General features: G+C 61.5%; 19 protein-coding genes. 3 read left to right on the forward strand and 16 right to left on the reverse strand.

What is annotated here, in order from left to right:
* Window positions 1-3: 3 nt before the first annotated feature.
* Both PQG80_RS14445 and PQG80_RS14450 read right to left on the reverse strand, forming a co-directional pair.
* Entirely contained in the window at window positions 4-798 is a 795-nt protein-coding gene (locus PQG80_RS14445) for an ABC transporter permease (protein ID WP_271752074.1), read from the reverse strand.
* Window positions 795-1,892: an ABC transporter ATP-binding protein gene (locus PQG80_RS14450; protein ID WP_271752075.1), complete on the reverse strand. Its 1,098-nt coding sequence runs from the start codon at window positions 1,890-1,892 to the stop codon at window positions 795-797. The genes PQG80_RS14445 and PQG80_RS14450 overlap by 4 nt, the downstream gene beginning before the upstream one ends.
* A gap of 113 nt (window positions 1,893-2,005) precedes the next feature.
* Here PQG80_RS14450 and PQG80_RS14455 point away from each other — a divergent pair, with 113 nt between their 5' ends.
* Together PQG80_RS14455 and PQG80_RS14460 are read left to right on the forward strand one after the other, a co-directional pair.
* Window positions 2,006-3,025, forward strand: coding sequence for an LCP family protein (locus PQG80_RS14455; RefSeq protein ID WP_271752076.1), 1,020 nt, complete (start codon window positions 2,006-2,008; stop codon window positions 3,023-3,025).
* A 119-nt stretch (window positions 3,026-3,144) separates the two neighbouring features.
* Entirely contained in the window at window positions 3,145-4,491 is a 1,347-nt protein-coding gene (locus tag PQG80_RS14460; RefSeq protein WP_271752077.1) for a glutamate-1-semialdehyde 2,1-aminomutase, read from the forward strand.
* Between the two features lie 109 nt (window positions 4,492-4,600).
* Here the strand turns inward: PQG80_RS14460 and PQG80_RS14465 are convergent, their stop codons facing one another.
* From PQG80_RS14465 to PQG80_RS14490, 6 genes are all read right to left on the reverse strand, one after another.
* The gene (locus PQG80_RS14465) at window positions 4,601-4,930 is read right to left on the reverse strand and encodes a hypothetical protein (RefSeq protein WP_334219821.1); all 330 of its coding nucleotides are present in this window, start codon (window positions 4,928-4,930) and stop codon (window positions 4,601-4,603) included.
* Between the two features lie 108 nt (window positions 4,931-5,038).
* Window positions 5,039-5,875, reverse strand: coding sequence for an inositol monophosphatase family protein (locus PQG80_RS14470; protein ID WP_271752078.1), 837 nt, complete (start codon window positions 5,873-5,875; stop codon window positions 5,039-5,041).
* A gap of 138 nt (window positions 5,876-6,013) precedes the next feature.
* On the reverse strand, window positions 6,014-6,832 hold the full coding sequence (locus tag PQG80_RS14475; RefSeq protein ID WP_271752079.1) for a sulfite exporter TauE/SafE family protein: 819 nt from the start codon (window positions 6,830-6,832) through the stop codon (window positions 6,014-6,016).
* 163 nt (window positions 6,833-6,995) lie between these two features.
* A complete protein-coding gene (gene uvsE, locus PQG80_RS14480; protein WP_271752080.1) occupies window positions 6,996-8,060 on the reverse strand; it encodes a UV DNA damage repair endonuclease UvsE in 1,065 nt (354 codons plus the stop codon).
* A gap of 203 nt (window positions 8,061-8,263) precedes the next feature.
* Window positions 8,264-9,457: an N-acetylglucosamine-6-phosphate deacetylase gene (gene nagA, locus PQG80_RS14485; RefSeq protein ID WP_271752081.1), complete on the reverse strand. Its 1,194-nt coding sequence runs from the start codon at window positions 9,455-9,457 to the stop codon at window positions 8,264-8,266.
* The gene (locus tag PQG80_RS14490) at window positions 9,441-10,451 is read right to left on the reverse strand and encodes an ROK family protein (RefSeq protein ID WP_271752082.1); all 1,011 of its coding nucleotides are present in this window, start codon (window positions 10,449-10,451) and stop codon (window positions 9,441-9,443) included. Before PQG80_RS14490 ends, nagA begins: the two co-directional genes overlap by 17 nt.
* A gap of 247 nt (window positions 10,452-10,698) precedes the next feature.
* On the opposite strand from PQG80_RS14490, the gene PQG80_RS14495 reads away from it, so the two are divergent.
* Complete coding sequence (locus tag PQG80_RS14495) at window positions 10,699-11,907, forward strand: right-handed parallel beta-helix repeat-containing protein (protein ID WP_271752083.1); 1,209 nt, start codon at window positions 10,699-10,701, stop codon at window positions 11,905-11,907.
* A gap of 88 nt (window positions 11,908-11,995) precedes the next feature.
* Here the strand turns inward: PQG80_RS14495 and PQG80_RS14500 are convergent, their stop codons facing one another.
* From PQG80_RS14500 to PQG80_RS14535, 8 genes are all read right to left on the reverse strand, one after another.
* Window positions 11,996-13,705, reverse strand: a complete 1,710-nt coding sequence (locus PQG80_RS14500; RefSeq protein WP_271752084.1) for a type 2 periplasmic-binding domain-containing protein — start codon at window positions 13,703-13,705, stop codon at window positions 11,996-11,998.
* Between the two features lie 77 nt (window positions 13,706-13,782).
* A complete protein-coding gene (locus PQG80_RS14505) occupies window positions 13,783-14,664 on the reverse strand; it encodes a carbohydrate ABC transporter permease (protein ID WP_271752085.1) in 882 nt (293 codons plus the stop codon).
* An 18-nt stretch (window positions 14,665-14,682) separates the two neighbouring features.
* Window positions 14,683-15,657 carry an ABC transporter permease gene (locus PQG80_RS14510; RefSeq protein ID WP_271752087.1) on the reverse strand — a complete coding sequence of 325 codons (975 nt, stop codon included), beginning with the start codon at window positions 15,655-15,657 and terminating at the stop codon, window positions 14,683-14,685.
* Between the two features lie 167 nt (window positions 15,658-15,824).
* Entirely contained in the window at window positions 15,825-17,630 is a 1,806-nt protein-coding gene (locus PQG80_RS14515) for a cache domain-containing sensor histidine kinase (RefSeq protein ID WP_271752088.1), read from the reverse strand.
* Window positions 17,623-19,257 carry a response regulator transcription factor gene (locus PQG80_RS14520; RefSeq protein ID WP_271752089.1) on the reverse strand — a complete coding sequence of 545 codons (1,635 nt, stop codon included), beginning with the start codon at window positions 19,255-19,257 and terminating at the stop codon, window positions 17,623-17,625. Before PQG80_RS14520 ends, PQG80_RS14515 begins: the two co-directional genes overlap by 8 nt.
* Window positions 19,258-19,559: 302 nt before the next feature.
* The gene (locus PQG80_RS14525) at window positions 19,560-20,045 is read right to left on the reverse strand and encodes a hypothetical protein (RefSeq protein WP_271752090.1); all 486 of its coding nucleotides are present in this window, start codon (window positions 20,043-20,045) and stop codon (window positions 19,560-19,562) included.
* A gap of 18 nt (window positions 20,046-20,063) precedes the next feature.
* Window positions 20,064-21,845 (reverse strand): glycoside hydrolase domain-containing protein, encoded by a 1,782-nt coding sequence (locus PQG80_RS14530; protein ID WP_271752091.1) that lies wholly within the window; start codon window positions 21,843-21,845, stop codon window positions 20,064-20,066.
* Window positions 21,842-24,406 (reverse strand): beta-mannosidase, encoded by a 2,565-nt coding sequence (locus PQG80_RS14535; RefSeq protein WP_271752092.1) that lies wholly within the window; start codon window positions 24,404-24,406, stop codon window positions 21,842-21,844. The genes PQG80_RS14530 and PQG80_RS14535 overlap by 4 nt, the downstream gene beginning before the upstream one ends.
* Window position 24,407: the final 1 nt, after the last annotated feature.

Below are 24,407 nucleotides of genomic sequence, written 5' to 3' on the forward strand. Positions count from 1 at the left end.
TCCTCAACCTCCCTGCACGAACAGCCGACGGCGCGCCGAACGCCACATGAGCAAGATCGGCACGACGAGGACCGCAAACCAGCCTATCTGAATCCACAGCGCGTGCCACGTCTCGGCGTCGGTCGTTCTGCCCGTGAATACCGAGCTCGGCAGGTACGTGATCGCTTGGAACGGCAGCCAGTCCATGACCGCCCTCCCCCACGCCGGGAAAAAAGCGATCGGCACGATGACGCCGGACAGCAGGTCGACGAGCACCCGCTTCATGCGCATGAGCCCTTCGTTGTTTTCCACGAAGAAGGCGAACAGGCCGGTCAGGATATTGAGCTGGGAATTGATCAGGAAGCTGAACCAGATCATGACGAAAAACACGATCCAGCGCATCGGATCCGTCGGAAGCGTGACATGGAACAGCAGCGTCGCGAGTATCATCCCCGGCACCATGAACAGCAGCATGCGGAAGACGCCCTCGCCGAAGCCCTGCATCATTTTCACCATCAGATAATTAATGGGCCGCGTCATCTGCACCGCCACGCTGCCGTCGCGGATCTCGTTCGAGATCTCGCGGTCCAGATTGTTAAAGTAAAACGCGCGCGCCATCCAGGACACGGCCACGTAGGTCGTCATCTGCTCGACCGTGAATCCGGCCAGCGTCTCGGCGCTGCCGTAGATCGCTTTCCACAAAAAGTAGTACGCGCCGATATTAATGGCATAAACAATGATACCGCTATAATAATTAACGCGGTAAGCAAGCATCGTCAAAAAGCGGATGCGGACGAATTCGAAATAGGCGGCGTTCACGGCTGGTTCGCCTCCGCCCGTGCGGTGGGCCGCGTACCGTCGGTATCTGCGCTCGTTCCGGCGGCGGCGCCGGCTGCCAACGTCTCCGCGGGCGTCTGCGCGCTGCCGGTCCGGTAGATCTCGCGCACGATCTCCTCGGTGTTCGTCTCGATGATCTTGATGTCGCTGATCTCCATCGTGCCGACGACGCGGGACAGCACCTCGGACACATTGATCTCGAGCGGGATCCACACCGTCGCCGTATAGGCGTCGTCCATGCTCCACTTGACGTCCATGCCGTCCGTCAGCGCCGCCAGCCTGTCCGTCCGCACGGCGTCTCCGAACGTGAAGACGACCTCGCGGCCTTTGCCCCATCGCGTCTTCAGTTCCTCGAGCCCTCCGTCGTAGATGATCCGGCCGTCGTCCAGCATGATGACGCGGGAGCACAGCGCTTCGATGTCCTGCAGGTCGTGCGTCGTGAGGAGGATCGTCGTGCCGCGCTCGCGGTTGATGCGCTTCAGGAACTCGCGGATCTCGGTCTTCACGACGATGTCGAGGCCGATCGTCGGTTCGTCGAGGAACAGAATCGACGGATTGTGGAGCAGCGCAGCCGCCAGCTCGCAGCGCATCCGCTGGCCCAGACTGAGCTTGCGCACCGGGCGGTTCAGCAGTTCGCCCAGGGACAGGGTCTCCACCAGCTCGTCGAGCAGCCGCTTGAAGTCCGCTTCGCCGACGCCGTACACCTTGCGGAGCAGGCGGAACGACTCGATCACGCCGATGTCCCACCACAGCTGGCTGCGCTGGCCGAACACGACGCCGATGCCCTGCACGAACTTTTCCCTTTCCTTATGCGGCACGAAGCCGTTGACCTTGATATGCCCCGACGTGGGGACGAGGATGCCGGTCAGCATCTTGATCGTCGTCGACTTGCCGGCGCCGTTCTCGCCGATGTAGCCGCAGATCTCGCCCTGCGGAATCTGGAAGCTGATGTCCTTGACCGCGGTCACTTCCGTATACTCGCGCTTGAACAGGTCGCGAAGCGCGCCGCCTAGGCCCTCGCGGTTTTTCTGTACGTTGAACTGCTTGCGCAGATGATGCACGTCTATCGCTAACATCCATATTCCTCCGGGATTCGACTTAACTTGATTCGAGTCGTGCGGGAACTATATAATTCAATAAGATATCTTACAGGAGAATCATCTTAACGTAAAACGAAGGGAACATGAGGATGCGCAGCAAGCCGCAGAAAAAAAGAAGATGGCCGCTCTACACGGGGCTCTCCATATTGGTGATCGTCATCGCTTACGCCGCCTGGTACGTATACAGCGGTTATCATGCGCTCGATCAGCTGGATAAACCGAGAGAAGACTCCATCTTCAGCAACATGCCGGAGAAGCCGGAGGAGCAGCCGCCCGAATGGACCGGCACCGAGCGCGTCAACGTCCTGCTCATGGGCGGGGACAACCGCGGCCTCGGCAAGGGAGAGTCGCCGCGATCGGACTCGATGCTCATCGCGTCGTTCGACCCGACGACGAAGAGAGTTCACCTCTTCTCGATCCTGCGCGATACCTACGTGAAGATTCCGGGGCACGGCTCCGACCGGTTGAATGCCGCGCTCTCCATCGGCGGTCCCAATCTGTCGATGAAGACGATCTCCGAGTTGACGGGCCTTGATATTCAGTATTACGTGTACGCGGACTTCCAGGGCTTCATCAAGCTGGTGGACGCGATCGGCGGCGTGGACTTCTATGTGGAAAAGGACATGGACTACGAGTCTGCCGCGGATAAGCATATGTTCGACATCCACCTGAAGAAGGGCCAGCAGCACCTAGACGGCGATCATGCGCTGCAGTATGTCCGGTTCCGTCACGACCGGCTTAGCGACTATACGCGGACGGAGCGCCAGCGCGCCTTCCTCGGCGCGGTCGCCGATAAGCTGCAGTCCGGCTGGAATCTCATCAAGCTGCCTACCATCCTCAACAAGGTCGTGCCGTACATCGAGACCAACATGTCGGTCAACGACATGTGGAAGCTCGCGAGCCTCGGCTACAAATCGCACCAAGCGGGCTCCGCGCAGCTGCCTCCGATGAACCTGCTCGTCGAGCAGAATATCGGCGGGTCGACGATCGGCATCCGCGACGAGGACGAGCTGCGCGAATATATCCAGGAGGTGCTCGCCGCCGATTCGTCCGCGGCTTCGCCCTCGCCGTCCGGATCGGCGTCAACTTCCGCCAGCGCAACGCCTTAAACTGCAAGTCCGCCAGTGGGGACCGCCGATACGGCGGTCTCTTCACGTTCGCTCGGTATACGCCACAATCCGCAGTCCCATCGCTCCACGATCCCGCTCGCTCAGGAGGCACCTTCTATATGTCTAAACATGATCAATACGCAAATACGAGCTCGAGCACCAGACCCGTATCCGAGCGCCTCTACGAGGAGGCGCAGCTGCATATCGTCGGCGGCGTCAACAGCCCGTCCCGCTCCTTCAAGGCCGTCGGCGGCGGCGCTCCGGTCTTCATGCAGCGCGCCGAAGGCGCGTACTTCTGGGACGTCGACGGCAATCGCTACCTCGATTACCTGGCCGCGTTCGGCCCGATCATCACCGGCCACGCGCATCCGCACGTCACCGCGGCGATCGTGCGCGCCGCGCAGAACGGCACGCTGTACGGCACGCCGACCGAAGGCGAGGTCACGCTCGCCCGCATGCTCAAGGAAGCGATCCCGTCGCTGGACAAGGTGCGCTTCGTCAACTCCGGCACCGAAGCAGTTATGACGACCATCCGAGTCGCGCGCGCGGCGACCGGGCGCAACAAGATCGTCAAGTTCGCCGGCTGCTATCACGGGCACTCGGACCTCGTGCTCGTGGCGGCGGGCTCCGGTCCTTCGACGCTCGGCATTCCGGACAGCGCCGGCATCCCGGTCAGCATCGCGAGCGAAGTAATCACGGTGCCGTTCAACGACACCGAGGGGCTGCGGCTCGCGCTCGAGGCATGGGGCGACGACGTCGCGGCCGTCATGATCGAGCCGATCGTCGGCAACTTCGGCATGGTGATGCCGAAGCCCGGCTTCCTGGAGGACGTGTGCCGTATGGCCCGTGCGGCCGGCGCGCTCGTCATCTACGACGAGGTCATCACGGCGTTCCGGTTCCACTATGGCACGACGCAGACGTATGCGGCGGCGTTCCCGGATCTGGCCGCGATCGAGCCGGACCTGACGGCGCTGGGCAAGATCATCGGCGGCGGCCTGCCGATCGGCGCCTACGGCGGCCGGGCCGAGATCATGGCGCAGGTCGCGCCGCTCGGCCCCGCCTACCAGGCGGGCACGATGGCGGGCAACCCCGCCTCCATCGCGGCGGGCATCGCCTGCCTGGAAGTGCTGCGAGAGCCGGGCGTCTATACGCGCATGGAAGCGATGGGCGCTCGCCTGGCCGATGGCCTGCGCGAGTCCGCGGCGCGCCATGGCGTGCCGCTGACGGTGAACCGCATCGCGGGCGCGATCTCGACCCACTTTTGCGACCACCCCGTCACGAACTACGACGAGGCGCAGGATACGGACGGCGAACGCTTCGCGGCGTTCTTCCGCGAGATGCTCTCGCGCGGCATCTATCTCGCGCCGTCCAAATACGAGGCCTGGTTCCTGACGACCTCGCATACGGACGCGGATATCGACAGGACGCTCGAGGCGGCGGACGCGAGTTTTAAGGCCATCCGATAGTCATGTGCGGTTCCGGTGCGTGAAGCGGAGCCGTGACGCGCGCGTCTTGGCGGCCCTGCGAATTTGGCGCTAAGAAACAAAAAGACGGCCATTCGGCCGTCTTTTTTTGTCATCGCTCTGACTGGCGATCCGCGTCGTAACGCCCGTCGACTTCCTTCGCGAGCTTGCGGTAAGCCGCCGTCTCTTCGGCGACGGGATCGCGCTCGGTCTGGATCCGGATCTCCCACCTGGGCGACAGCCGGGCGAGCGCTTCCTCGTTGGGATCCCCTGCGGCGGGCTCTCCCTCGGTCAGCTGCCGCACGAGCTCCGCCTCCGCCCCGGTCATGAAGGCCGCCTCGTCGTCTACGTATTCCTCCGCGCCTTGTGCTGCGAGCGCATCGGACAGCTCGGGCTGCCGCTGCGATTGGTCGAATCGGCTCGCCGATTTGTGGTCGCTCATGTATACCGATCTCCTTTCAAAGGTAGCATGAACCGTACAGCCTACTCTCATGTACCCCAAGCGGAACCGAATGCATGTATCCCCCGCACGCAGGATCGCACTCACCGCTTAAGCATCCGCAAGCGCCTTCAACAATTCGTCGTGTATCGGGCCGTTGCTCGCGGCTATGTCGCGGACGCCGAGCGAATAAGGCTGACCGTTCTGGTCCGTGACGACGCCCCCGGACTCCGCGATCATCAGCGCGCCGGCTGCCAGATCCCATGCGCTCAGTCCGACCTCCCAGAAACCGGTGAGCCTGCCCGCGGCGACGTAGGCCATATGCAGCGCCGCAGAGCCGGAGCTGCGGATGTTGCGCACCTGCGGCGCCAGCGCGAGCGTCTGCCGCAGATTCCGCGGCAGCGCGCCGATATGGTCTGCCGGGAATCCGGTCGCCAGCAGGCTCTGCGAGAGCGCGGGCTCGGCGGATACTTGCATGCGTTTGCCGTGAACGTAGGCGCCCTTGCCCTTCTCGGCGACGAAGAGCTCGTCGCGCGAAGGATCATAAATGACGCCCACGATCACTTCTCCGCGATAGGCCAGCGCGATCGACACGGAGTAGAACGGAAACCCGTGCACGTAATTGGTCGTGCCGTCCACGGGGTCCACGATCCACAAATATTCGCTGCCGCCCATCTTGGCGATCGACTGCGCGGAGGCCTCCGGGCCCGGTTCCACGCCCTCTTCGCCAAGAAAGGAATGCGTCGGATAATGCGTCGCCAGCAGGTTGCGGATCAGGCGTTCGGAGCCCTTGTCCACCTCGGTGACGAGATCGTGCTTGGAAAACTTAAGGTCGGGCGCGGCGAACTGCCCGATGCGGCTCTTGATCCACTCGCCCGCCTTGGACGCGCAATTGATCGCCACGGCGGTAAAGCTCTTGCCCCCGATCGTATTCGGATTGTCGCTCATGCAATCATCCCTCATTAAACGTTATAAATTCTATTTGCCCTATACCGCTTGTCTACCCTTGATCTCTCTAGTTATACGCGTCCTCGCGTCGCGGCGTTCCGGCGCTTGGCCCCGACGCCGCATAGAAGAGGCGCGCTCCTACATCTCGCGGGCGCCCTTCCAGATCAAGTAACCCGCCATGATCAGCAGCGTAACCCGCAGCAGCCACATCAATTGGGGCCCCGACAGCCTCGAGGCGATCTTGGCGCCCGCCTGGCCGCCGATCAGCGCGCCCGGCGCGAGCGCCAGAAACAAGGGCCAGTCGATGTTGCCGTGCCACAGATGGACGGTGCTCCCGAGGATCGAGGACAGGAAGATCACGAACATCGAGCTGGCCGTGGCGACATGCGGCGGGAACCGGAACAAGATGACCATGACCGGCACGAACAAGGAACCGCCGCCGATCCCGAACAGACCCGAGCACAGTCCGACGGCGAATCCGATCGACAGCGCCAGCGGCAGATTGTAGCCATAGTGGTGCACGGCGCCGGCCCCGTCGACGAACGAGCGCTTAATGGGCCAGTCGATGCGCAGCGGCTTCATGCGCTCCCGGGCCATCATCAGGCCGAACATCGCGAGCATGAACAGGCCGAAGGCCAGCTGGAACGGGCCCTGCGGGATAGCATCGGTCACCAGCGCGCCGATCATCGCCGCGGGACCGCTGGTGGCGAAGAACAGCCAGCCGGTGCGAAAGTCGACCTTGCCCTGCTTGCGATACGTCCAGGTGGACGTCATGGCCGTAAAGATAAGCACGGCGAGCGAGGTGCCGACCGCCGTCTGCGACGACACGTCTTGGCCGAGCAGACTTGGCCCCAGAAGCACGAGCGCCGGCACGATAATGATACCGCCGCCCAGTCCCACGATGCTGCCGAACAAAGCGGCGACGATGCCGATCAGTACGAGTATGGCCGTGGACAACTGCGATTCTCCCTATGGGTTCGTAATGGAATGATTCACTTTATTATACCTGCATCGGGACGGGAAGCGAAGCCTCCGCCAACAGAAGCGGAAATGCGCCGCCCATGACGTAAACGCTTCACTTCGTTACGGGCGGGCACCTCCTATTCAACCGATCTCCACTTCAACCGATCTCCACGCTGGCCCCGTCCATGATCCGGATATCGGCCGCCCCCGCCTCGGCAGCCGCCCGGAGGTCGTCCATGAGCCTGAACAACGCTTCGTCCTTGCGCTTCGCCTCGATCATCACGTCGACCGCAGGGGTCGATCCGGCGATCGCCCGCAGAAACGAAAGCAGCGGCTCCATAGCCACATGATCGGCATGGCCGCGGGGATCGGTCGCGCTCTTGGGCGTCGATACGTGGATCTTCGGCGGCAGGACGCCGTCAGACCATGCGCCCCCGGACGATGCGCCGCGAAGCTCCGCTCCGCCTTCCGCCCCGTCGCGGCGCAGTCCGTTCCAGCCGAAGTCCGCCCATGTGCGTTGGATGCCGTCCCACAGCGACTCGGGCGCGATGCCTGCCGGATTGTTGACGGCGTGATGATGGATATCGAGCACCATCGGGACGCCCGCTTCCCGGCTGATCGCGAGCGTCTCCGCGGCCGTGAACGTCTTGTCGTCGTTCTCGAGCGTCATCCGCCGGACGATGCGCGGCTCCAGCGCCCCGAACTGCGACAGAAACCGGCGTCCCGCCGTCTCCTTGTCGCCGTAGGTTCCCCCGACGTGGATGTTGCAGGTCGCCCGCTCGTCCAGCCCCATCAACTCGAACATCCGCACGTGGTGGCGCAGATCCTTGATCGAGTTGCGCAGCACCTCCGGCCGCGGCGTGCTAAAGACGGTGAAGTGGTCCGGGTGAAACGAAACCCGGATGCCGGACTCGCGGACGTAAGCGCCGACCGCGGCGAAATCGTCCGCCAGCATCGCGTACGGGTCCCAGTCTGCCAGCGCGTCGTGCGTCGCCAGCGGAATCAGCTTGGACGTCAGCCGATAGAGGTGGATGTCCGAATATTTGCAATGGCTGAGCAGCCGCTGCGTATGCTGCAGGTTCTCCTGCGCGATGCGAACGAGCCGCAGCAGCGCGCCCTCGCGGTCAGTCAGCTTGCTGAAGTTCGTATACGTCATCGTGCGCGACGGGGATGCGTTCTCCAGCAGAACGGACATCGCGACAAATCCGAATCTGACGAGCACGGAACCGCCTCCTTTTTTGTAAGTGTACCCCGCGCGACGGCAACCCACCCCGCGGGCGCCCGCCAGCATTATTTCAGGCAAAAAAAACGCCCCTCCGCCAAGCATCGCTGCTTGAACAAAGTGACGCGAATCGTTGGGTTCTATGGATCTGCGAGCTTGCCGGGTCTACGCGCTTATCCCTTCGGCTTGTCGAGTCTACGGGCTCATCCCTTCGGCTTTTCGGCCCCAGCCGCCTTCGCATACGCCAATCGGCCTCGCACATAGGTAGACTTCAGCTCGAGCGCCTCGTCCAGGACAAGAAAATCGGCGTCCATCCCCGCTTCCAGCCTGCCCTTGCGCTCCGATACGCCGATCTGCCGGGCAGGAACCTCCGTCAGCGAAGGCAGCACCTCCTCTAGCGAACGGCCGGTGAACGCGAGGACGTTTTTTAAAGCCTGCAGCATCGTCAGACTGCTTCCCGCGAGGCTCGAACCGTCCTTCAGCCACACTTGCCCGTCTTTCATCGTCGTCTCCCCGTATTCTCCGTCCGGCAATCCGGCGCAATAGACGGCGTCGGTAATGACGCATACGCCGCGCGGTCCCTTGACGTCGAACAGCAGCTTGACCGCGTCCGGATGGACGTGGATGCCGTCGGCGATCAGCTCCGTCGTCAGCTCCGGGCAGATCAGTCCGGCGCCCGCCGCGCCGGGCTCCCGGTGATGGAACGGGCTCATGCCGTTAAAGTGATGGGTCGTTTGCGTCGCGCCCAGGCGGATCGCCTCGCGCATCTGCGCAAGCGTAGCGTCCGAATGGCCGACGGACACCGTGATGCCCGCCCGGGACAGTCGCTCCGCCGCCGCCATGCCGCCTCCGATCTCCGGCGCGACCGTGACGATCCGGATGAGACCGCCGGCCGCCTCAAGATAGCGCTCCAACTCGGCCGGATCCGCGGGACGAATATTCGCCTTGTCCTGCGCCCCGCAGCGGACCGGGTTCAAAAACGGGCCTTCGAGATGAACGCCGAGCATCTCCGCGCCCTCGAGACCCCTTTCCGCGGCTTGGACGGCATTCCGCAGCGCGGCGACGATTCTCTCCTCGGCGGCGGACTCCGTCGTCGCCAGAAAAGAGGTCGTGCCGTGCGCCGCATGGAAGAGGCTCATACCGTTCAAGCATTCATGCGTGGCGTCCATCGTCTGGCAGCCGCCGCCGCCGTGGACGTGCTGGTCGACCAATCCGGGAATTACGATGGCCCCGCCCAGGTCCAGGGTCTGCGCATCCGCTGCCGTTACCTCCGTGCCGCCGACGGCTTCGATGCGTCCGTCGACGCCGATCAGCAGGCGCCCTTCTTCAATCCGCCCTCCGCCGGCATAGATTCTCCCGTTGGTCAGCAGCAAGCGTCGGTTAAGATGATTGTGCATGTTCGTTGCCTCTCTCCTGTCTCCATTTGCCGATCGCGAAACGCACGGCGCCGACGAGACCCGCCTTGTCCTGCAGCTTGCCGGGGACCACGGACGGCCGCCACTCCGCTTCGGGGATGTGCGCCGCCAGCTCGTCGCGGACCGGCTGCAGCAGATAATCGCCTGCGGCTGCCACGCCGCCCCCGACGATAATCACTTGCGGATCGACGGCGAGCGCGAGCGCGGCCAGCTTGCGCCCGAGCGTACGGCCCGCGAAGCTGAAAATGTCGGCCGCCACCGCATCGCCCGCATCGCAGGCCAGATAGACGTCCAGCGCGGTAATCGGGCGGTCCAGGTCCGCCAACGAGGTGCGCTTGCCGCTCTGCACGGCCTCCGTGGCGAGCCGCGCGATGCCCGGCGCCGACGCGATCGTCTCGAGGCATCCCCGCTTGCCGCAATTGCACGGACTATCCAGGCCGTCCACGCGGTCGTGCCCGATCTCGCCCGCCAGCAGACGGCTCCCCCGCAGCAGGGCTCCATCCATCATAATACCAGCCGACAGCCCTGTCCCTACCGTAATGCAAACCAGGTTGGCGCAGCCCGCGCCCGCCCCGGCCGCGGCTTCACCGAGGGTGTAGAGCCTCACGTCGTTGTCGATGTAGACCGGAGCCCCCAGACGGCGGCTCATTTCCTCCGCGAACCGTACGTTTCTCCAGCCCATGTTGGAGGCGTCCAGCGCCATTCCCGCCGCCGTGTCCACCCAGCCGGGCACGCCGAACCCTGCGGCGGCGATATCTCGGTATCCATGCTCCAGCGCCAGCGCCCCGATCTCCAGCGCCAATCGGTCCATGAACGCCGCCGGCTCGGACGTCGGACGCCGCGGATCCGAGCGCATCGTCGCGATACGCCGCTCGCCGATCGGCGAGCCTTGCTCGTCGAAGAGACCGATCACCGTGTTCGTCCCGCCGATATCCGCGCCGATAAAGGCCGTCCCCGTCCTCCATGCCTTCTCCATGCCTGCCCACCCCCGTCCGGATCGCCTTATAGCCTCATGGTAGATCGAATCGGGTTTCCGGCAAACGGGCCGATCTTAATTTATACTGCGGGACTCTTATCTAGAATCGGAGACCCGCCCCCGAATCCGTCGCGCGGAGCGGCTAATATCCACTCAGTAAAAAACGCGATCGCCTCATCGCCGCGCCGTCGCCGCTGGGGTAGACTGGACTGGATCATGGGATTCCCCTACAAGGAGCTGTGAAGAGATGGAGAAAATCGTAATCGACATCGGACCCTTACCGACAGCCTCGGCGGAAGAGACGACCAGAACCATTCAATCGGCAATCGATTACGCGGGCAATCTGGGAGGCGGCACGGTAAAACTCGGGGAAGGCGTCTATGCGCTGGACGGCACGCTGCACCTGCGTTCGGGCGTGCGCCTCGAAGGCATCCCGGGACGGACGGTCCTGCGTCAAGGCGAGGAGCGAATATCCGCGCTCGCGTCCGACGCCGATCTTCACGAGCGCCAGGTCGCGGTCGACAGCCCCGGGGCCTTCGCCGTAGGCCAGACCGTCACGATCCGCAAAGCCGCGTCGAGCATGGGCTTCGGAGACACGGTCGCCGTCGTCGTCGGCAAGGAAGGGCAGGTGCTGCATCTCGACCGCGAGCTGCATGGCACCGTGCTGCTCGCGCACGGAGGCATCGTGACGACGCAGTCTCCGGTCGTCGCCGCATACGATTGCGCGCGGATCGAGATGTACGGCCTGACCGTCGAGGGCAACAAGGACAGCGTCACGCTGGCCGAAGGCTGCCGCAGCGCGGGCATCTACCTATACGGAGTCGCCGGCGCGCGGATCGAACGCTGCGCGGTGCTGGCATACAAGGGAGACGGCATCAGCTATCAGCACTGCTCGGATATTCGCGTCGCGGATTGCGAGTCCGCCGGCAACGGCGGCAAAGGCATCCATCCCGGTAGCGGCACGTCCCGCACGCAGATCGTGGACAGCCGATTCGACGGCAACGCGATGGACGGGATCTTCCTCTGCTGGCGCGTGCAGGACAGCGTCGTGGAGCGGTGCACGGCGGTCGGCAACGGCATGAACGGCTTGTCCATCGGCCACAAGGACGTCCGCAACGAGATCAAGTTCAACCGCCTTTCGGACAACCAGTACTATGGCATCTTCTTCCGCAACGAAAATGAACCGATGTCGCCCAGCTACAATCGCGTGGAAGGGAACACGCTGGAGGATAACGGCTCGGAAGCCATGGGTTACGTCGGCATTCGCATTCGGGGCTATACGCACGACGTCGACCTCTTATCGAACCGGATCTCCTACGCCAAAGCCCCGCCGGAGCGGACGATCGGCATCTGCCTGGAGCCGCATACGTCGGGGATCACGCTCGCCGACAACGCGTTCGAGGGCTGCGCGCTGCAGACGCACGACCACTGGCTGCCCGACGGCGAAGCAGAATGAATAAATCAAAAGAAGAACAAGAAGAAGAAGGCCGTTCCGCAGCATCGCTGCTGCAGGAACGGCCTTCTTTTCGTATGATCCTCCGAACTTACTTCAAGCCCTCTTGGTAAATGGCCGTAACGGCCTGGTTCTGCTTGTCGAGACCCTTATCCTTGAGCGTCTTCTCGAGGCCCGCCCAGATGCCGTCGAGCTTGGATTCATCCTTTTCGAGGATGAACTTCGGCAGCGTCTTGCCCCATTCGGCGATCGCTTCCGTGTTGAAGGTTTTAATCTCGTCCGTCCACTTGACGGTCGAGAACTTATAGTCCCTCTCCTCGCCCTTCAACACCAGGTCCGCGTTCGTCTTGGCCCCGTATTTGCCGAGGGTCTCGACCGCGACCGCGTTCATATTCTTGGCGATCCAGCTCTCCGAGGAGCTGTACATCGCGAAGTCGCCGTCGGACAGGGTGAAGCCGGAAGCATAGTTGGTGGACAGCGGACGGGCGTAACCGATGCCCAGGTCCTCCCAGAACGTACTCGGATGCGTTTTGTATTGTTCGATAAACCAATCCGAGACCGTTCGAACGCCGTTTTCGACCGTGTAGTATTTGCCCTCGATGCCCCACCCGACGAGAATCTGGTTCTCGAGCTTGAACATATCGTCGTAGAATTGAATGATGCGCTCAGGGTTCTTGGCATTCTTGGTGATCGACAGCCACATGTCGCCGCCGACGCTCGGGTTTTTGGACGGTGTCACGACATACTTCGTCTTGCCCGGCGCGACGATGTCGAAGTTGATGTACGTCCGGTCCGCCATGCCGTTCTGCTCAAGGGTGCCGTTGCAGTTGCCGCCGCCGCCGAAGATGACGAGCACGCGGCCCTGGCTGCACTTGGTCGTGAACTGCTCCTGCGTCTGGATGAGCGACTCGGGATCGAACATCCCTTCTTTATTCAGCTGGTTCAGGAATTTGAAGAAGTCCGTGTAGCCTGGCTCGAAGAAACGCAACCGGGCATTTTTCTGATCGTCGATAAAATACTGTGCCGTCGTCGGAAGGCCTGCATAAGAGCGCGCCGACGTATCGAAGATATTATAGAGCATGTTGGCCGCGCCGTAGTTGGAGAAGCCGATCGTCTTGCCGCCGCCGATCTCCGGATTCTTCTTCATGTAGTCGGCGGTGATCCGCTTGACGTCGTCGAGCGTCTTGATCTCCGGATAGCCCGCGTCCTTCAGTACGGCCGATTGAATGGCGATCCAGCCGGTTTGGCTCAGATTGTTCACCTTCTGGGTCGGCGGCTGCAGTAAACCGTAAATCTTGCCGTCCGGCTGTTGCAAAATGGACAAGTCATTGTTGTAGGCCTTCATAATGTTCGGCGCATGCTCCTTGATCAGATCCGTGAGATCGAGAACGGCTTTCGCGCCGATGTACGATTGGAGCGTGTTGTCATGGATGTTGATGACCTCGGGGAAATCGCCCGCAGCCAGCCATACGTTCATCTTCTCGCGGAAGTCCCCGGTGATGATGTCCCACTTGATCGTTGCGCCGGTGCGTTTGGTGATCTCCTGAGCCACTTCGTTGTTCCAGTTGATGTTCGGGTTGTCCGTGTTCATCGTGAAGGTGAACGGCTCCCGGGCCGCTTCTCCTCCCGATGACGCGCTCGGCGCTGCGGACGCGGAAGCCGTCGCGCTCGGCGATGCCGACCCGGTCGGCGCGGCCGAAGACGAAGCCGCCCCGTTGTTATTGCCGTTCGAGCATGCAGTCGCGAGAATACCGAACATCAGCAGTACGGACACCAAACCGTGCTTCTTCTTTTTCCACATAAGCTGGCGACCTCCGATTTCTTATCGTTCTATTTATTTCATGCGTCCGCCGGCTTATGGCCGGCAACGCCGTGAAATCAATCCTTCATAGAGCCCAGCGTCAGGCCTTTGACGAAGTATTTCTGCAGAAACGGATAGACGAGCAGAATCGGGACGGTAACGAGAATGGTCAGCGTAGACTTGATGGTGAGAGGCGAGATGACGCGGGGTCCGTCTCCCCCTCCGTCTTCGGGTTGAGCGGTTTCGACGACCTGAATCATCTTCTGCAGCTCGTACTGGAGCACCGCGAGCTTCTCGTTGCGGCTATTGTACAAGTAGTTGTCGAACCACGAATTCCATTCCCCTACCGCGACGTACAGCGCGATCGTGGCGAGGACGGGCAGGCTGACCGGCAAGATGATCTGCGTATAGATCCTGAAGTCGTTGGCCCCGTCGATATAAGCGGATTCGACGAGACCGTCTGGCAGTTGTTCGAAAAAGGTCCGCATGACGAAGATGTAAAAGGCGCTGACCAGTCCCGGCACGATGTAAACCGCGAACGTATTCATTAGATGAAGGTTCTTGATCAGCAGGTAGGTCGGGATCAATCCCCCGCTCACGTACATCGTGACGATGAGCATCAGAATGAAAAAGCGGCGCAGCATGAAGTGTTTGCGGCTGAGAACGTAAGCGAGCATGCCGCAGGCGAAAACGGAAAGGACGGTCTGGATCACGGTGCGGAGCACGGAGTTCATCGACGCCCGCAAGAGGGTGTCCTTCTGGAAAACGTAGGCATAATTCTCTAACGTAAACTTGCGCGGCCAAAAGTACAATCCGCCCTTCAAGGCATCTGAAGTCTCGTTCAGCGAAATAATCAACAGGTAGATAAACGGATAAACGGTGGTAAAGGCGGCCACGGCCAACAGCGCATACAACGCGGCGTCGAACGTTCGCTCTCCTGCACTGCGATGAAGAGGCATGGCGATTCGCTCCAATCGTTAGAAGAGGTTGGCTTGATAGCGTTTGGCAATCGCGTTTACGATTAGGACCAGGGTAATGCTGACGACGGAATTGAAGATGCCCACTGCGGTACCGAAGGAGAAGTCGCCTGCATTGAGGCCCAACCTGAGCGAGAGGATCGAGATGACCTGGGAGTAATCCGCGTTGATGACGTTGCCGAGCAGGAACTGCGATTCGAAGCCGCCGGTCATGAGGCCGCCGATCGACAGGATCGTGAGCAGGATGACGGTAGGCATGATGGAGGGCACGATAATGTACTTCACCTTCTGCCACCTGTTCGCGCCATCCACCATCGCTGCGTCGTATAGACTGGGATTGATGCCTGCAATCGAGGCGAGGTAGATAATCGCGCCCCAGCCGAAGCCCTTCCACGTGAGGATAAGTGTGTGAATCACCCAGAACCACGTCGGCTTGCCGAAGAAGAAGACACTCTCGTCGATCCAGCCGAGCTTCAGCAGCAGATCGTTGATCAGTCCGCCGTCGGGCGACAGGAGCATGACGAAGATGTTGGCGACGACGACCATCGAGACGAAGTGGGGCAAATAAGTCATCGTTTGAACGATGCGGACGAAGCTCTTGCTCCTCAACTCGCTCAGCACGACTGCCAGCGCGATAGAGCTAAGCGTACCCAGGATCAACTGCATGGAGTTCATGGCGAAGTTGTTTCGAAGCGCTTGCAAAAATTCGTCGTGCCCGAGCAGCGTTCTGAAGTGCTTGAATCCGACCCAGTCGGCCTTCCACAAGCTCTGTCCGATGTGATAATCCTTGAAAGCCATCAGCCATCCCCAGAGCGGTACGAACTGGAACAGAACCAGGTGCAGCATGATGGGAACGGACATCCATAGCAGCACTTGCTGTTTCTTGATCCTCGTCCATAGCGGAGACTTGCGGGCCGATGCTGCATGGTGGACAGTCTGGACGGATTCTGCATTTGAGGCTGCGTTTGTTTCCATTCCGTTCACCTCCGTCTTACTTGAGATTCATTATAGCTTCTCCCTGCGCCGGCGCAGTATCTCTTAAAGTTGTTCTTTACTAGGAGAGTTTTAAACTGTTCGGGCAGAAAAAAGGACCGCCCGCCGGTTAAGGGACTTATACCGGACGAACGGCCTGTGCTGTGGCGTTAGATTGCATCCCGCTGCGCCGGCTCCGCGCTCAGGATCGGATGCGAGATTCCGATGACCGTCCCGCCATCTTCCCCGTTCGCGATCCGCAGGCCGTACCGATCGCCGAAATAGAGGGCCAGCCTTTCGTGAACGTTGCGCAGGCCTACCCCTTTACGTTGATGGGGAACATGCGTCTCCGCGGTCAACAGTCCCGCGCGAACCGCCTCCGGAATGCCGGGGCCGTTGTCCACGATCTCGAACTGCAGCCGGTAAGGCTCGCGGGTCCCCCGGATCAGGATCTTGACGGCCTCCCCGTCGCCGGCGTGCCGGGTGCCATGCTTGATCGCGTTCTCGACGAGCGGCTGGAGCATCAGGCGCATGCAGGGAAGCGGGAGGATGTCCTCGTCGATCATATAGACGACCCGGATCGACGTATCCTGGCGCGCGGACTGGATGGCGACGTACGCTTTGACGTGCTCGATCTCCCGCTCCACCGTCGTCAGCTCCCGGCCGTCGTTCAGGCTCAGGCGCAGCAGGTTGCCGAGAGACCGCACCATCTCGCTGATATCCGAAGCCTGCCGGCTCTCGGCTTTCCAGCGTATCGCTTCGAGCGTGTTGTACAGAAAATGCGGATTGATCTGATGCGTCAGCACCTGAAATTCCAGTTCTTTTTTGTCCTTCGCCTCTTTCTCCGCGCTTTTGACCAACTGATCGATCTTCCGGACCATGTTGTCGAAGCCGATATACAGCCAGCCGATCTCGTCCGAACGTCTCAGCTGCGGCCAGTTGTTCACGGGCTCCCCGCGCTCCACCTTGCGCATAGCCTGCACCAGCTTCTGGATCGGATTGGTGAACCGGAACGTGAAAAAGGCGATCGTGAACACGGAAATCAACAGATAGAACAGCAGGAAAAACAGGCTGATCTGCTCGATGCCCGATACGGGCCTTGTCAGCGTAGAGACCGGAATGAGGCTGAGCACCTTCCAATCGTTGTGGGTCAGCGAGGCGTACGTCGCCATGTAATGGATGCCGCCGATCGAGAGCGGACGCGCCGCATCCGCCGACTGCCTCAGGAAGGCGTCCAGCTCCGGCGAATCGAAGCGGGTGCCGATCCTATCGGCTTCCTGATGGTAGACGATCGTGTTGTTCCCGTTCAGCAGCATCACCTGCTGCCGGTCCACCATCTTGACCGGCGCCAGATACTCGCTGAGCGTGCTTGCCTTGATGTCGGCGGCGACGAAGCCCAGCGGCTCGGATTGGTTCAGTCCGTACAATTGCTTGATTTTCGACAGGATCGGCTCCTTGTAGAGGGTCGGGTTGTCCTTCGGCAGGAACAGCTGCCAGTAAGGCGATTTCATCTCCTTGGCCAGACGGAACCAGGCCTGGCTCTCCACGTCGGCGTCCTGGTAGATGGAATGCGTGAACGTCGGGTAGCGGGAAGGCTCGATCGGGAAAATCCGGATCGTATACGCATGCGTGTTGCTGTTCAGCATGCCGGTGTACTGCACGAGGCTGGACGCGATCTCGAGCTCCTCCAGTTCGGAGGCCGGCCGTATGCTCAGCAGATCCTGCATCTCTCGCGAATACATGATCTCGTTCTGCGCGGTATCGACCAGGTCGAGGTAGTTGTCGAGCACCTTCGCGTTCTTGTCCATCATCTCCATGGACACGATCGAGCTCACGTCCTGGATGGCCTTGATGGACTTGGAATAGGCAAAATAGCCGATGAACATAAAAGGCAGCACGACGATCAGAAAAAACAGAAGAATCACTTGGCGGCGGATCGAGAATCGCCCCATCGGGGGCCGGGCGGGCCTATTCATGCCGGATGCTCCGGCTGTTGCGGTACTCCTGCGGCGTGCAGCCATAGGTTCGCTTGAACAGCTTGGAGAAGTGAACGGGATCCTGGTAACCGACCATGTAGCTGATCTGATAGACCTTGTATCTGAGGTCGCCCAGCTGATCCGCCGCTTTTTGCAGGCGTACGTCGGTCAGATACTCCAGAAAGTTCATGTCGGTCTCTTTTTTGAACAGCTTGCTGAGCCATACCGGGGTCACGTGCACATGCTCCGCGACCATCTGCAGCGTCAGGTTTTCCTGAAACCGCTGATGAATGATGCGCTGGGCCTCGTGCACGATCTGGCTTCGCGACCCGGACTGCGCCTTGATGCTCTCACCCGCCTTCAGCAGCTGCTCCGTCGCCTGCTGCCGGAGAGACTCCAGCGTATCGAAGCGTTCGAGATGCTCCCAGAGGGCGATCGGATGCTTTTCCCACGACGTTTCCTTCCACCCCGCCGTTTTTTGCGCGGTCCGGAAGATGTCGAGCAGCCATTCGAACGTGCGCTGCTGCAGGTCCTTGGGATGCTTTGCCTCCCAGGACTTGGCCAGCTTCGGGAATCCGGCCATCGCCTCCCGGATATCCTTCTCCGTGCCATATTTCAATATCTCCACGAGCTCCCTGGGGTTGGCCAGCTGGTACTCGGGTCGTTCGTATCCCCCGCCGGCATCCGGCGCTTCCTCCGCGGCCTCGCTCCCCTGAAGCCTCCGGCCGACGAGCGACGCCATCGCTCTGCGGTACAGATCGGACAGCTGCCCCAGTCCTCCCCTGCCGACCGCCTCGCCGATGTCGACCCGGATCTCCAGCTCGCTCCCGATCCGTTCGCGGGCATCCTCGAGCAGGTCCGCGTACGGCTCGGCCATATCCGATGCCGCTTGCTCGAGGATCGCGATCCAGTCGTCCTCCTCGGACCTGAACAGCACATGGCTGCCCGGATGGCGCGTCTTGATCGTCTGCGAGAGGATACCGCCGACTTCCGCGAGCAGCGCGTCCTTGTCGACCGCGGACGGCCGAATCGTAAGCGCCTTCAAGCTGTCGATCCCGATTACCGCGAGCCGCAGCTGAGAAGCGAGCAGCCAGTCGAGACCGAGCTGCCCCAGCTTGTGCTCGGTACGCGCCGCCGGGTCTTCCCTGTACGGCCTCCCGATCAGCTGCCGCAGCAGCTCTTCCCTGATCTTCGGGACGGCCGACTCGTACCCTTGCCGGATGAGGCTGCGGCTGAGCTCGCTCGCATGCTTTTCGCGCTGGCGCTGAAGCGCCACCGTGACGGCCTTGAACAGGTCTTCCTTGTCCAGCGGCTTGAGCAGGTAATCCGATACGCCCAGCTTGAAAGCTTCCTTGGCATAATGAAAGTCGTCGAACCCGCTCACGACGATCAAGCTGCCGTCGTACCGTTCGCGCACGAGCGCCTCGATCAGTCTCAGGCCGGACATGCGGGGCATGCGGATATCCGTGACGATCAGATCCGGCCGGCGCCTCAGCGCCACCTCCAGCGCCGTGTCGCCGTCGTCGGCGTCCAGCACCTCGTCGACGCCCCACTCGGACCAGGGGATCTGCGTGACAAGCCCGTTGCGAATTTCCCTTTCGTCGTCGACTATCAAGATCCGGACCATCGCGCCGCCTCCTCGGGTTTTCACTGTTATGTCGCGTGTCGATAAAGGAATGAGGCTTTATTATTCATTTTGCTTAGGGTATCCCCGGTGCCGCTATGGGCGAATATTAAACAATACAGGCGATCCTTGTCTTCGACGCCGAATCCGGTCTTTTGGAGCAGGATTCTGGTACATTTATTCGTCCCTTAACGATAGGTTACCTGCCAGAAACAATAAAAAGCATCGTGCATAAACGAAATCCGGCACAAGGCAAGACTCGTTCATGCACGATGCTTAAAGGTTGAAAATAGCAATAGTGGCGATCAAATGAACATCGGCTCGATATTTTCGGTCAGCTCGAGCACCCCGACGATCTCCTCGTCCGAGTTGCGGACCGGATAATATACCGTCTGTCCGCGATCGCGGTTCCGGCGCGTAGGCATTCCCCCGAAGGCCCGCGCAAGCTCCGGCCACAGCTTCTGGATGAGCACGCCCTCCGATGGCAGCGCGCTTCCCGCGACCATCACTTCGCAGAGCGCGGGATTCTCCGGCCGCCGGATCCAGAGTGCCGCGTAGGGGCTGCGGGTTGAATCGATCCGCTCCGTCAGCAGCAGTACCCGCTTCAGGGCGTTGTAGTGATCTTCGACGAAGTCGATCTCGTCGGTGAGCGCGAATTCGCTGTCCGAGTCCGCGACCAGCAGCGGGTATTCTTTGCGCTCCGGCGGCATGATGTCCTCGAGGAAGTCCCCCGGAAGGAACAAGACGCCCAGCCTGGCTATCTCCATTAAGTCGTACGGCTTCGTCTTCATTTGCGGCTTCGGCCTCCTTTAGCTCAGAATCTCCCACAGCGTCTGCCTCAGATCGTTGAATGCCTCCGGCGCGAGGCTGTTATCGAGCGACGCCCGGGGAGCCTCGCTGAACATTTTGTTCTCCCACTCGTACGGCGGCTTATCCAGGAAGTCCGGCTTGCCGGGCCACCATGCCCCGGGCTTAAGGGCGAATGCGGCGGCGATCGCTTCGCCCATCCGCGTCCTGCCGTCCGGCTGCTCGTCGATCCACTCCGCCATGCAGTCCGCGACCTGCATCGCGCTCCGGATCGTCTTCAGCCGGATCGACGGGATCGGTCCCTGGAGACCAAACAGACGGTCGCCAGGATAGAATACCGCGGTGCTGCCCTCCGAATCCGGCGTCTCGTACCAGCGATCTCCCCACTTGGTGCTCTCCCAGTAGGTGAACCCGTCAATGCCTCTCGCCACGGCGGCGAGCGGAGAGAATACGGTAGCGAGCAGCGACGTGGAGATTCGCTCGGCGCTTCCGTAAGTCCATATATCGCAGCCGGCCTCGCGAAGCACTTCGACACTCTCCGGGAACCAGGAGAACATCTGCTGATTGACGACCCACAGCTTGATCATGTTCGCGTATTTGTCGAAATGCAGCCCGTAGCTCCAGCTGGCATCGGTGCGGAAAATAAACTGGGCACCGTCTTCCTTCTCGAGGACGTCCTTGGATAGATCGTAGAAAATGTCGTTAATCTTCTCATCCCAGACGAAACGGGTCTCGTCGCCGTCGTACGGGAACAGCTTGTAGCGCTTCTTGTGGTTCAGGAACAGCTCGAACTTGGTGTTAAGCCATCCCTTCTCGGTGAAGTGCCGGTGGAATTCTTCCATGATTGCCGCGAATTCGGTACGGTAGCCCTTCATCCCGAACTTCGCGTAGTCGGCCGGCCAGCTGAAGTTGAACGGGAGGTACATGTACGGAATCGGGATCTCGCCCCGCTTGGTTCCTGCGAACGCGGAGCCGTCCAGATAAGGACCGAAGTGCTCGTCGAACGCCGACCAGTCCTTGACCCGCATCTGCTTGCCCTTGCCTTCCAGCTCGGGAGCGAAGGTAGGGGGCATCTTACCGGAGTGCTGGTACGGCAAATAGTGCAGCAGGCAGCGGTGCTCGTGTGCCATACGGTAAAACTGCTGCTCCGTCTTAAAGTAAGTCCCGTCCTCGTACCGGGTCGGATTGTCGCGCAGCGCGTCCGTCCTGCGCGATATATTGTCGGCGTAGCTGTTGAGGTCGAGGATAATGCGAGACTCGTCCGGTACGGCCGTGCGCAGCACGCGAAGACGAATCTCGTGCGATTCGGTCTCGCCGCCCGCCGTCACGCGCAGCGCGCCTCGGTATCCGCCCGCCTGCGCGTCGGACGGTACGAACAAGTCTACCCATACGGCGGCGTATGCTTGGTTCGCGACCCCGTTGCGCGCCGCGATCTGGGACAGACTGCGCGGACCTCCTCCCTCCTGGTCCAGCGGGACCAGCGCATCGGGATAATAGCGGTCTTTGATACCATGATACCACTGGGCATAGAACTCAAATTCGCCGGCGCCGATCTCGCCCTGCTCGCCCTTCAGCGCCTCGGCTTCGAAACGGATGCCTTGCACGCCTGCATCGCCCAGCTTCACGACGATCTGGAAGGATACGTAGGCATTGCGAGGCGTCGTCAGCTCCGCGGTCAGCCCGCCCAGTTCCGGGAGCGTCCGCACGCGGGCCTGGTCTTCGAGCACCTTTCCGGTCTGCGGACAGACGCGGATCATATCGTGGATCAAGTAGCTGCTGCTCATCGCTTCTCCTCCTGCGGCTGTGTTTTTTTGGCGTTGAGCGCCGAGACGCGGATATCCGCCGCGGAGACCTCGGTCCCCTTGCGGTTCGTCGCCAGCACCGTCCTGCGCTCGCCGGGCAGCAGGTTGAAGTAGTTGTCCGAGAACATCGTGTGGTCGATCGGACACTCCAGCTTGACGAACCGGGCGAACGTATCCGTCTCGATCGTGACGAGTATCCCTTCCGGCCGCTCTTCGTACGAGACCCGCAGACGGCATGGACTGAACCGCAGATCCTTCTGCTCGGCGAAAAAGTAGTGATTGTCGTAGACGTCGTCCCGCGCGCTGCGTGCGAACATGAAGTGCGACCGCTTGTTGATAACGCCGAGACGCCATTCAACTTCTTCCGGCGAATACGCGACGATCTGCGCCGAGGAATTCGGCGCGACGCGGATCTCGAACGTCTGCTCATAGGTCGGTTGCCCGAAGCAAGTGCGGACGCCGACCGTGATCTTGTCTTCGTATTCCTCGCAGCTGTCGTTCGTCATCCAGACCGAGATCCGGCCTCCGTCCTCCTTGAACGACAGCAGCAACGGGTGGTAGAAACGGCGGGCATAGTAATAGGAAGCCTTCGGGAACAAGTAGTAGTCGATTAAGCTCCAGCTGATGCCCGGCCAGCAGTCGTTGAGCTGCCAGATCAGGGAGCCGCCGTTCTCCGGCTTGCGCCTGCGGAAGTGCTCGACGCCGAACTTCAGCCCCTCCGCCTGGCACAGCATCGAGAAATCGATGTATTCGTCCAGGTCCCGCGGCAGCCCCGAGTAGCCGGCCATCGTGATCGACGCCTTTTCCGGCTCGTAATCCTTGTTGCGGTAATCGACCTCGAAGCTGCCGTAGTAGAGCTCGCCCTCGGGAATATTGCGCCGCAGCGTCTCCTTCACCGTGCTCCCGTGGATGCCGAACTCGCTGCTGAACTTGGAGGTGTCGTCCGCGTATCTCCGGTAGGAGATGCCGTACGGCGATACGTCCATCTTGAAGCCCTCGCCGTAATGCCGCGGATAGACGTCCCCCGCCCATACCGCCCAGTTGTGCGTATCCCCTTCGTCGAAGCTGTTGGGGTCGTTGCCGCCCCATGGCGAGCTCGGCCAATACAACCGCGTCGGGTCGAGCTTCGCCAGCAGCTCGGGCATCATCTCGTGGAAGATCTTCGCGCCGTAGAAGCGGGTGTCGCTGCGATATCGCATTTTTTCGCTATGGATGGCCTGGCTCTCGTTGTTGCCTGCCCAGATCGCGATGCACGGATAGCTGCGCAGCGCCTTCACGTTCGCCACGATCTCGGCCCGCACGCTCGCCATGTACGCCTCGTCGTCGTCCGGCACCTCGCTGCAGGCGAACATGAAGTCCTGCCATACCAGGAGCCCCTGGCGGGAGCATGCCCGGTAGAACGCCGCCTTCTCGTAGACGCCGCCGCCCCAGACGCGCAGCATGTTCATGTTGGCTTCGCGGGAGAGCGTGACGAGGTCTTCGTAGCGCTCGTCCGGGATGGCGCCGATGAAGTTGTGGGCGGGGATCCAGTTCGCGCCCTTGGCATATACCTCCTTGCCGTTCAGGACGAACATGAACCGCGGGCTGCCGGCTTCCGAGCGGAGCCGGACCTCGACGGTGCGGATGCCGACCTCTTCGGTCGCCGTATCGACCAGCTCGCCGTCCGCCTTAAGATTCACGGTGAGCTCGTAGAGGAAGGGTTCGCCGTGATCGAACGTCCACCAGAGCGACGGACGAGCCACCGTGAACCGGACCTTGACGCTGCCGTCCGTCACGTCCGTCTCGTACCGCATCTCGGCGTCGCGGCCGCGCAGGATCGCCTCCGCGGTCAGCCGCATATCGCCGCCCCTGTGCCGGACCTCCGCCTCGACCTCGACCTCCGCGCCGTCCGGGCCGATCGACAGCGTCTTGAAGTTCAGATGCGCGAGCCGCGCCGCATGCACGACCTTCAGGCGCGCTTCCTTCCAGATGCCGGCGGTTACGATCCGCGGGCTCCAGTCCCATGAGAAATTGGTCGCGCTCTTGCGCAGCCATATCCGCTCGTAGTTGACCTTGGCCCAGAACCGGGACACGTCCTGCCGCGCCGCGTATTCGACGACCGGGTCGAATCGCACGACGAGCACGTTGCCCCGTTCCTTGAGCTTGCCCGAGAGCTCGACCGCGAGGGGCACGAACATATTGTCGGACAAGGCGACCGATTCCCCGTTTACGAACGCTTCGGCGAGCGTATCGAGGCCGTCGAGTTCCAGCAGCAAGCCCGCGGTCTCCTCCGCTTCCGGACGGTCGAATTCGGTACGGTATACCCAGGTTTTCCGTTCGACCCACACGCAGGCCTGATCGTTGGTCGAGTAATACGGGTCCTCGATTCGACCGTGCGCCAGCAGCGTCGAATGCACGTCTCCCGGCACCGCGGCTGCCAGCCACTCCGCATCGTCGAAGCCTGTCCTGTGCACGGCGTCCGGGATGTCCTCCCTGCCGTCGAAGCCTTGTATCTTCCAATTCCGCCCCAGTTCTACAGCATTCGTCTTGATCGGTATCCTCATC

The sequence above is a fragment of the Cohnella rhizoplanae genome (genome assembly GCF_948329515.1).
Classification (GTDB): Bacteria; Bacillota; Bacilli; order Paenibacillales; family Paenibacillaceae; genus Cohnella; species Cohnella rhizoplanae.

Coding starts and splice junctions, on each gene's coding strand:
- PQG80_RS14495 (WP_271752083.1), top strand. CDS start 10,699: ATGGAGAAAATCGTAATCGACATCGGACCCTTACCGACAGCCTCGGCG.
- PQG80_RS14535 (WP_271752092.1), bottom strand. CDS start 24,406: ATGAGGATACCGATCAAGACGAATGCTGTAGAACTGGGGCGGAATTGG.
- nagA (WP_271752081.1), bottom strand. CDS start 9,457: ATGCACAATCATCTTAACCGACGCTTGCTGCTGACCAACGGGAGAATC.
- PQG80_RS14515 (WP_271752088.1), bottom strand. CDS start 17,630: ATGAATAGGCCCGCCCGGCCCCCGATGGGGCGATTCTCGATCCGCCGC.
- PQG80_RS14505 (WP_271752085.1), bottom strand. CDS start 14,664: ATGCCTCTTCATCGCAGTGCAGGAGAGCGAACGTTCGACGCCGCGTTG.
- PQG80_RS14460 (WP_271752077.1), top strand. CDS start 3,145: ATGTCTAAACATGATCAATACGCAAATACGAGCTCGAGCACCAGACCC.
- PQG80_RS14530 (WP_271752091.1), bottom strand. CDS start 21,845: ATGAGCAGCAGCTACTTGATCCACGATATGATCCGCGTCTGTCCGCAG.
- PQG80_RS14520 (WP_271752089.1), bottom strand. CDS start 19,257: ATGGTCCGGATCTTGATAGTCGACGACGAAAGGGAAATTCGCAACGGG.
- PQG80_RS14455 (WP_271752076.1), top strand. CDS start 2,006: ATGCGCAGCAAGCCGCAGAAAAAAAGAAGATGGCCGCTCTACACGGGG.
- PQG80_RS14490 (WP_271752082.1), bottom strand. CDS start 10,451: ATGGAGAAGGCATGGAGGACGGGGACGGCCTTTATCGGCGCGGATATC.
- PQG80_RS14470 (WP_271752078.1), bottom strand. CDS start 5,875: ATGAGCGACAATCCGAATACGATCGGGGGCAAGAGCTTTACCGCCGTG.
- PQG80_RS14510 (WP_271752087.1), bottom strand. CDS start 15,657: ATGGAAACAAACGCAGCCTCAAATGCAGAATCCGTCCAGACTGTCCAC.
- PQG80_RS14450 (WP_271752075.1), bottom strand. CDS start 1,892: ATGTTAGCGATAGACGTGCATCATCTGCGCAAGCAGTTCAACGTACAG.
- PQG80_RS14500 (WP_271752084.1), bottom strand. CDS start 13,705: ATGTGGAAAAAGAAGAAGCACGGTTTGGTGTCCGTACTGCTGATGTTC.
- PQG80_RS14465 (WP_334219821.1), bottom strand. CDS start 4,930: ATGAGCGACCACAAATCGGCGAGCCGATTCGACCAATCGCAGCGGCAG.
- PQG80_RS14525 (WP_271752090.1), bottom strand. CDS start 20,045: ATGAAGACGAAGCCGTACGACTTAATGGAGATAGCCAGGCTGGGCGTC.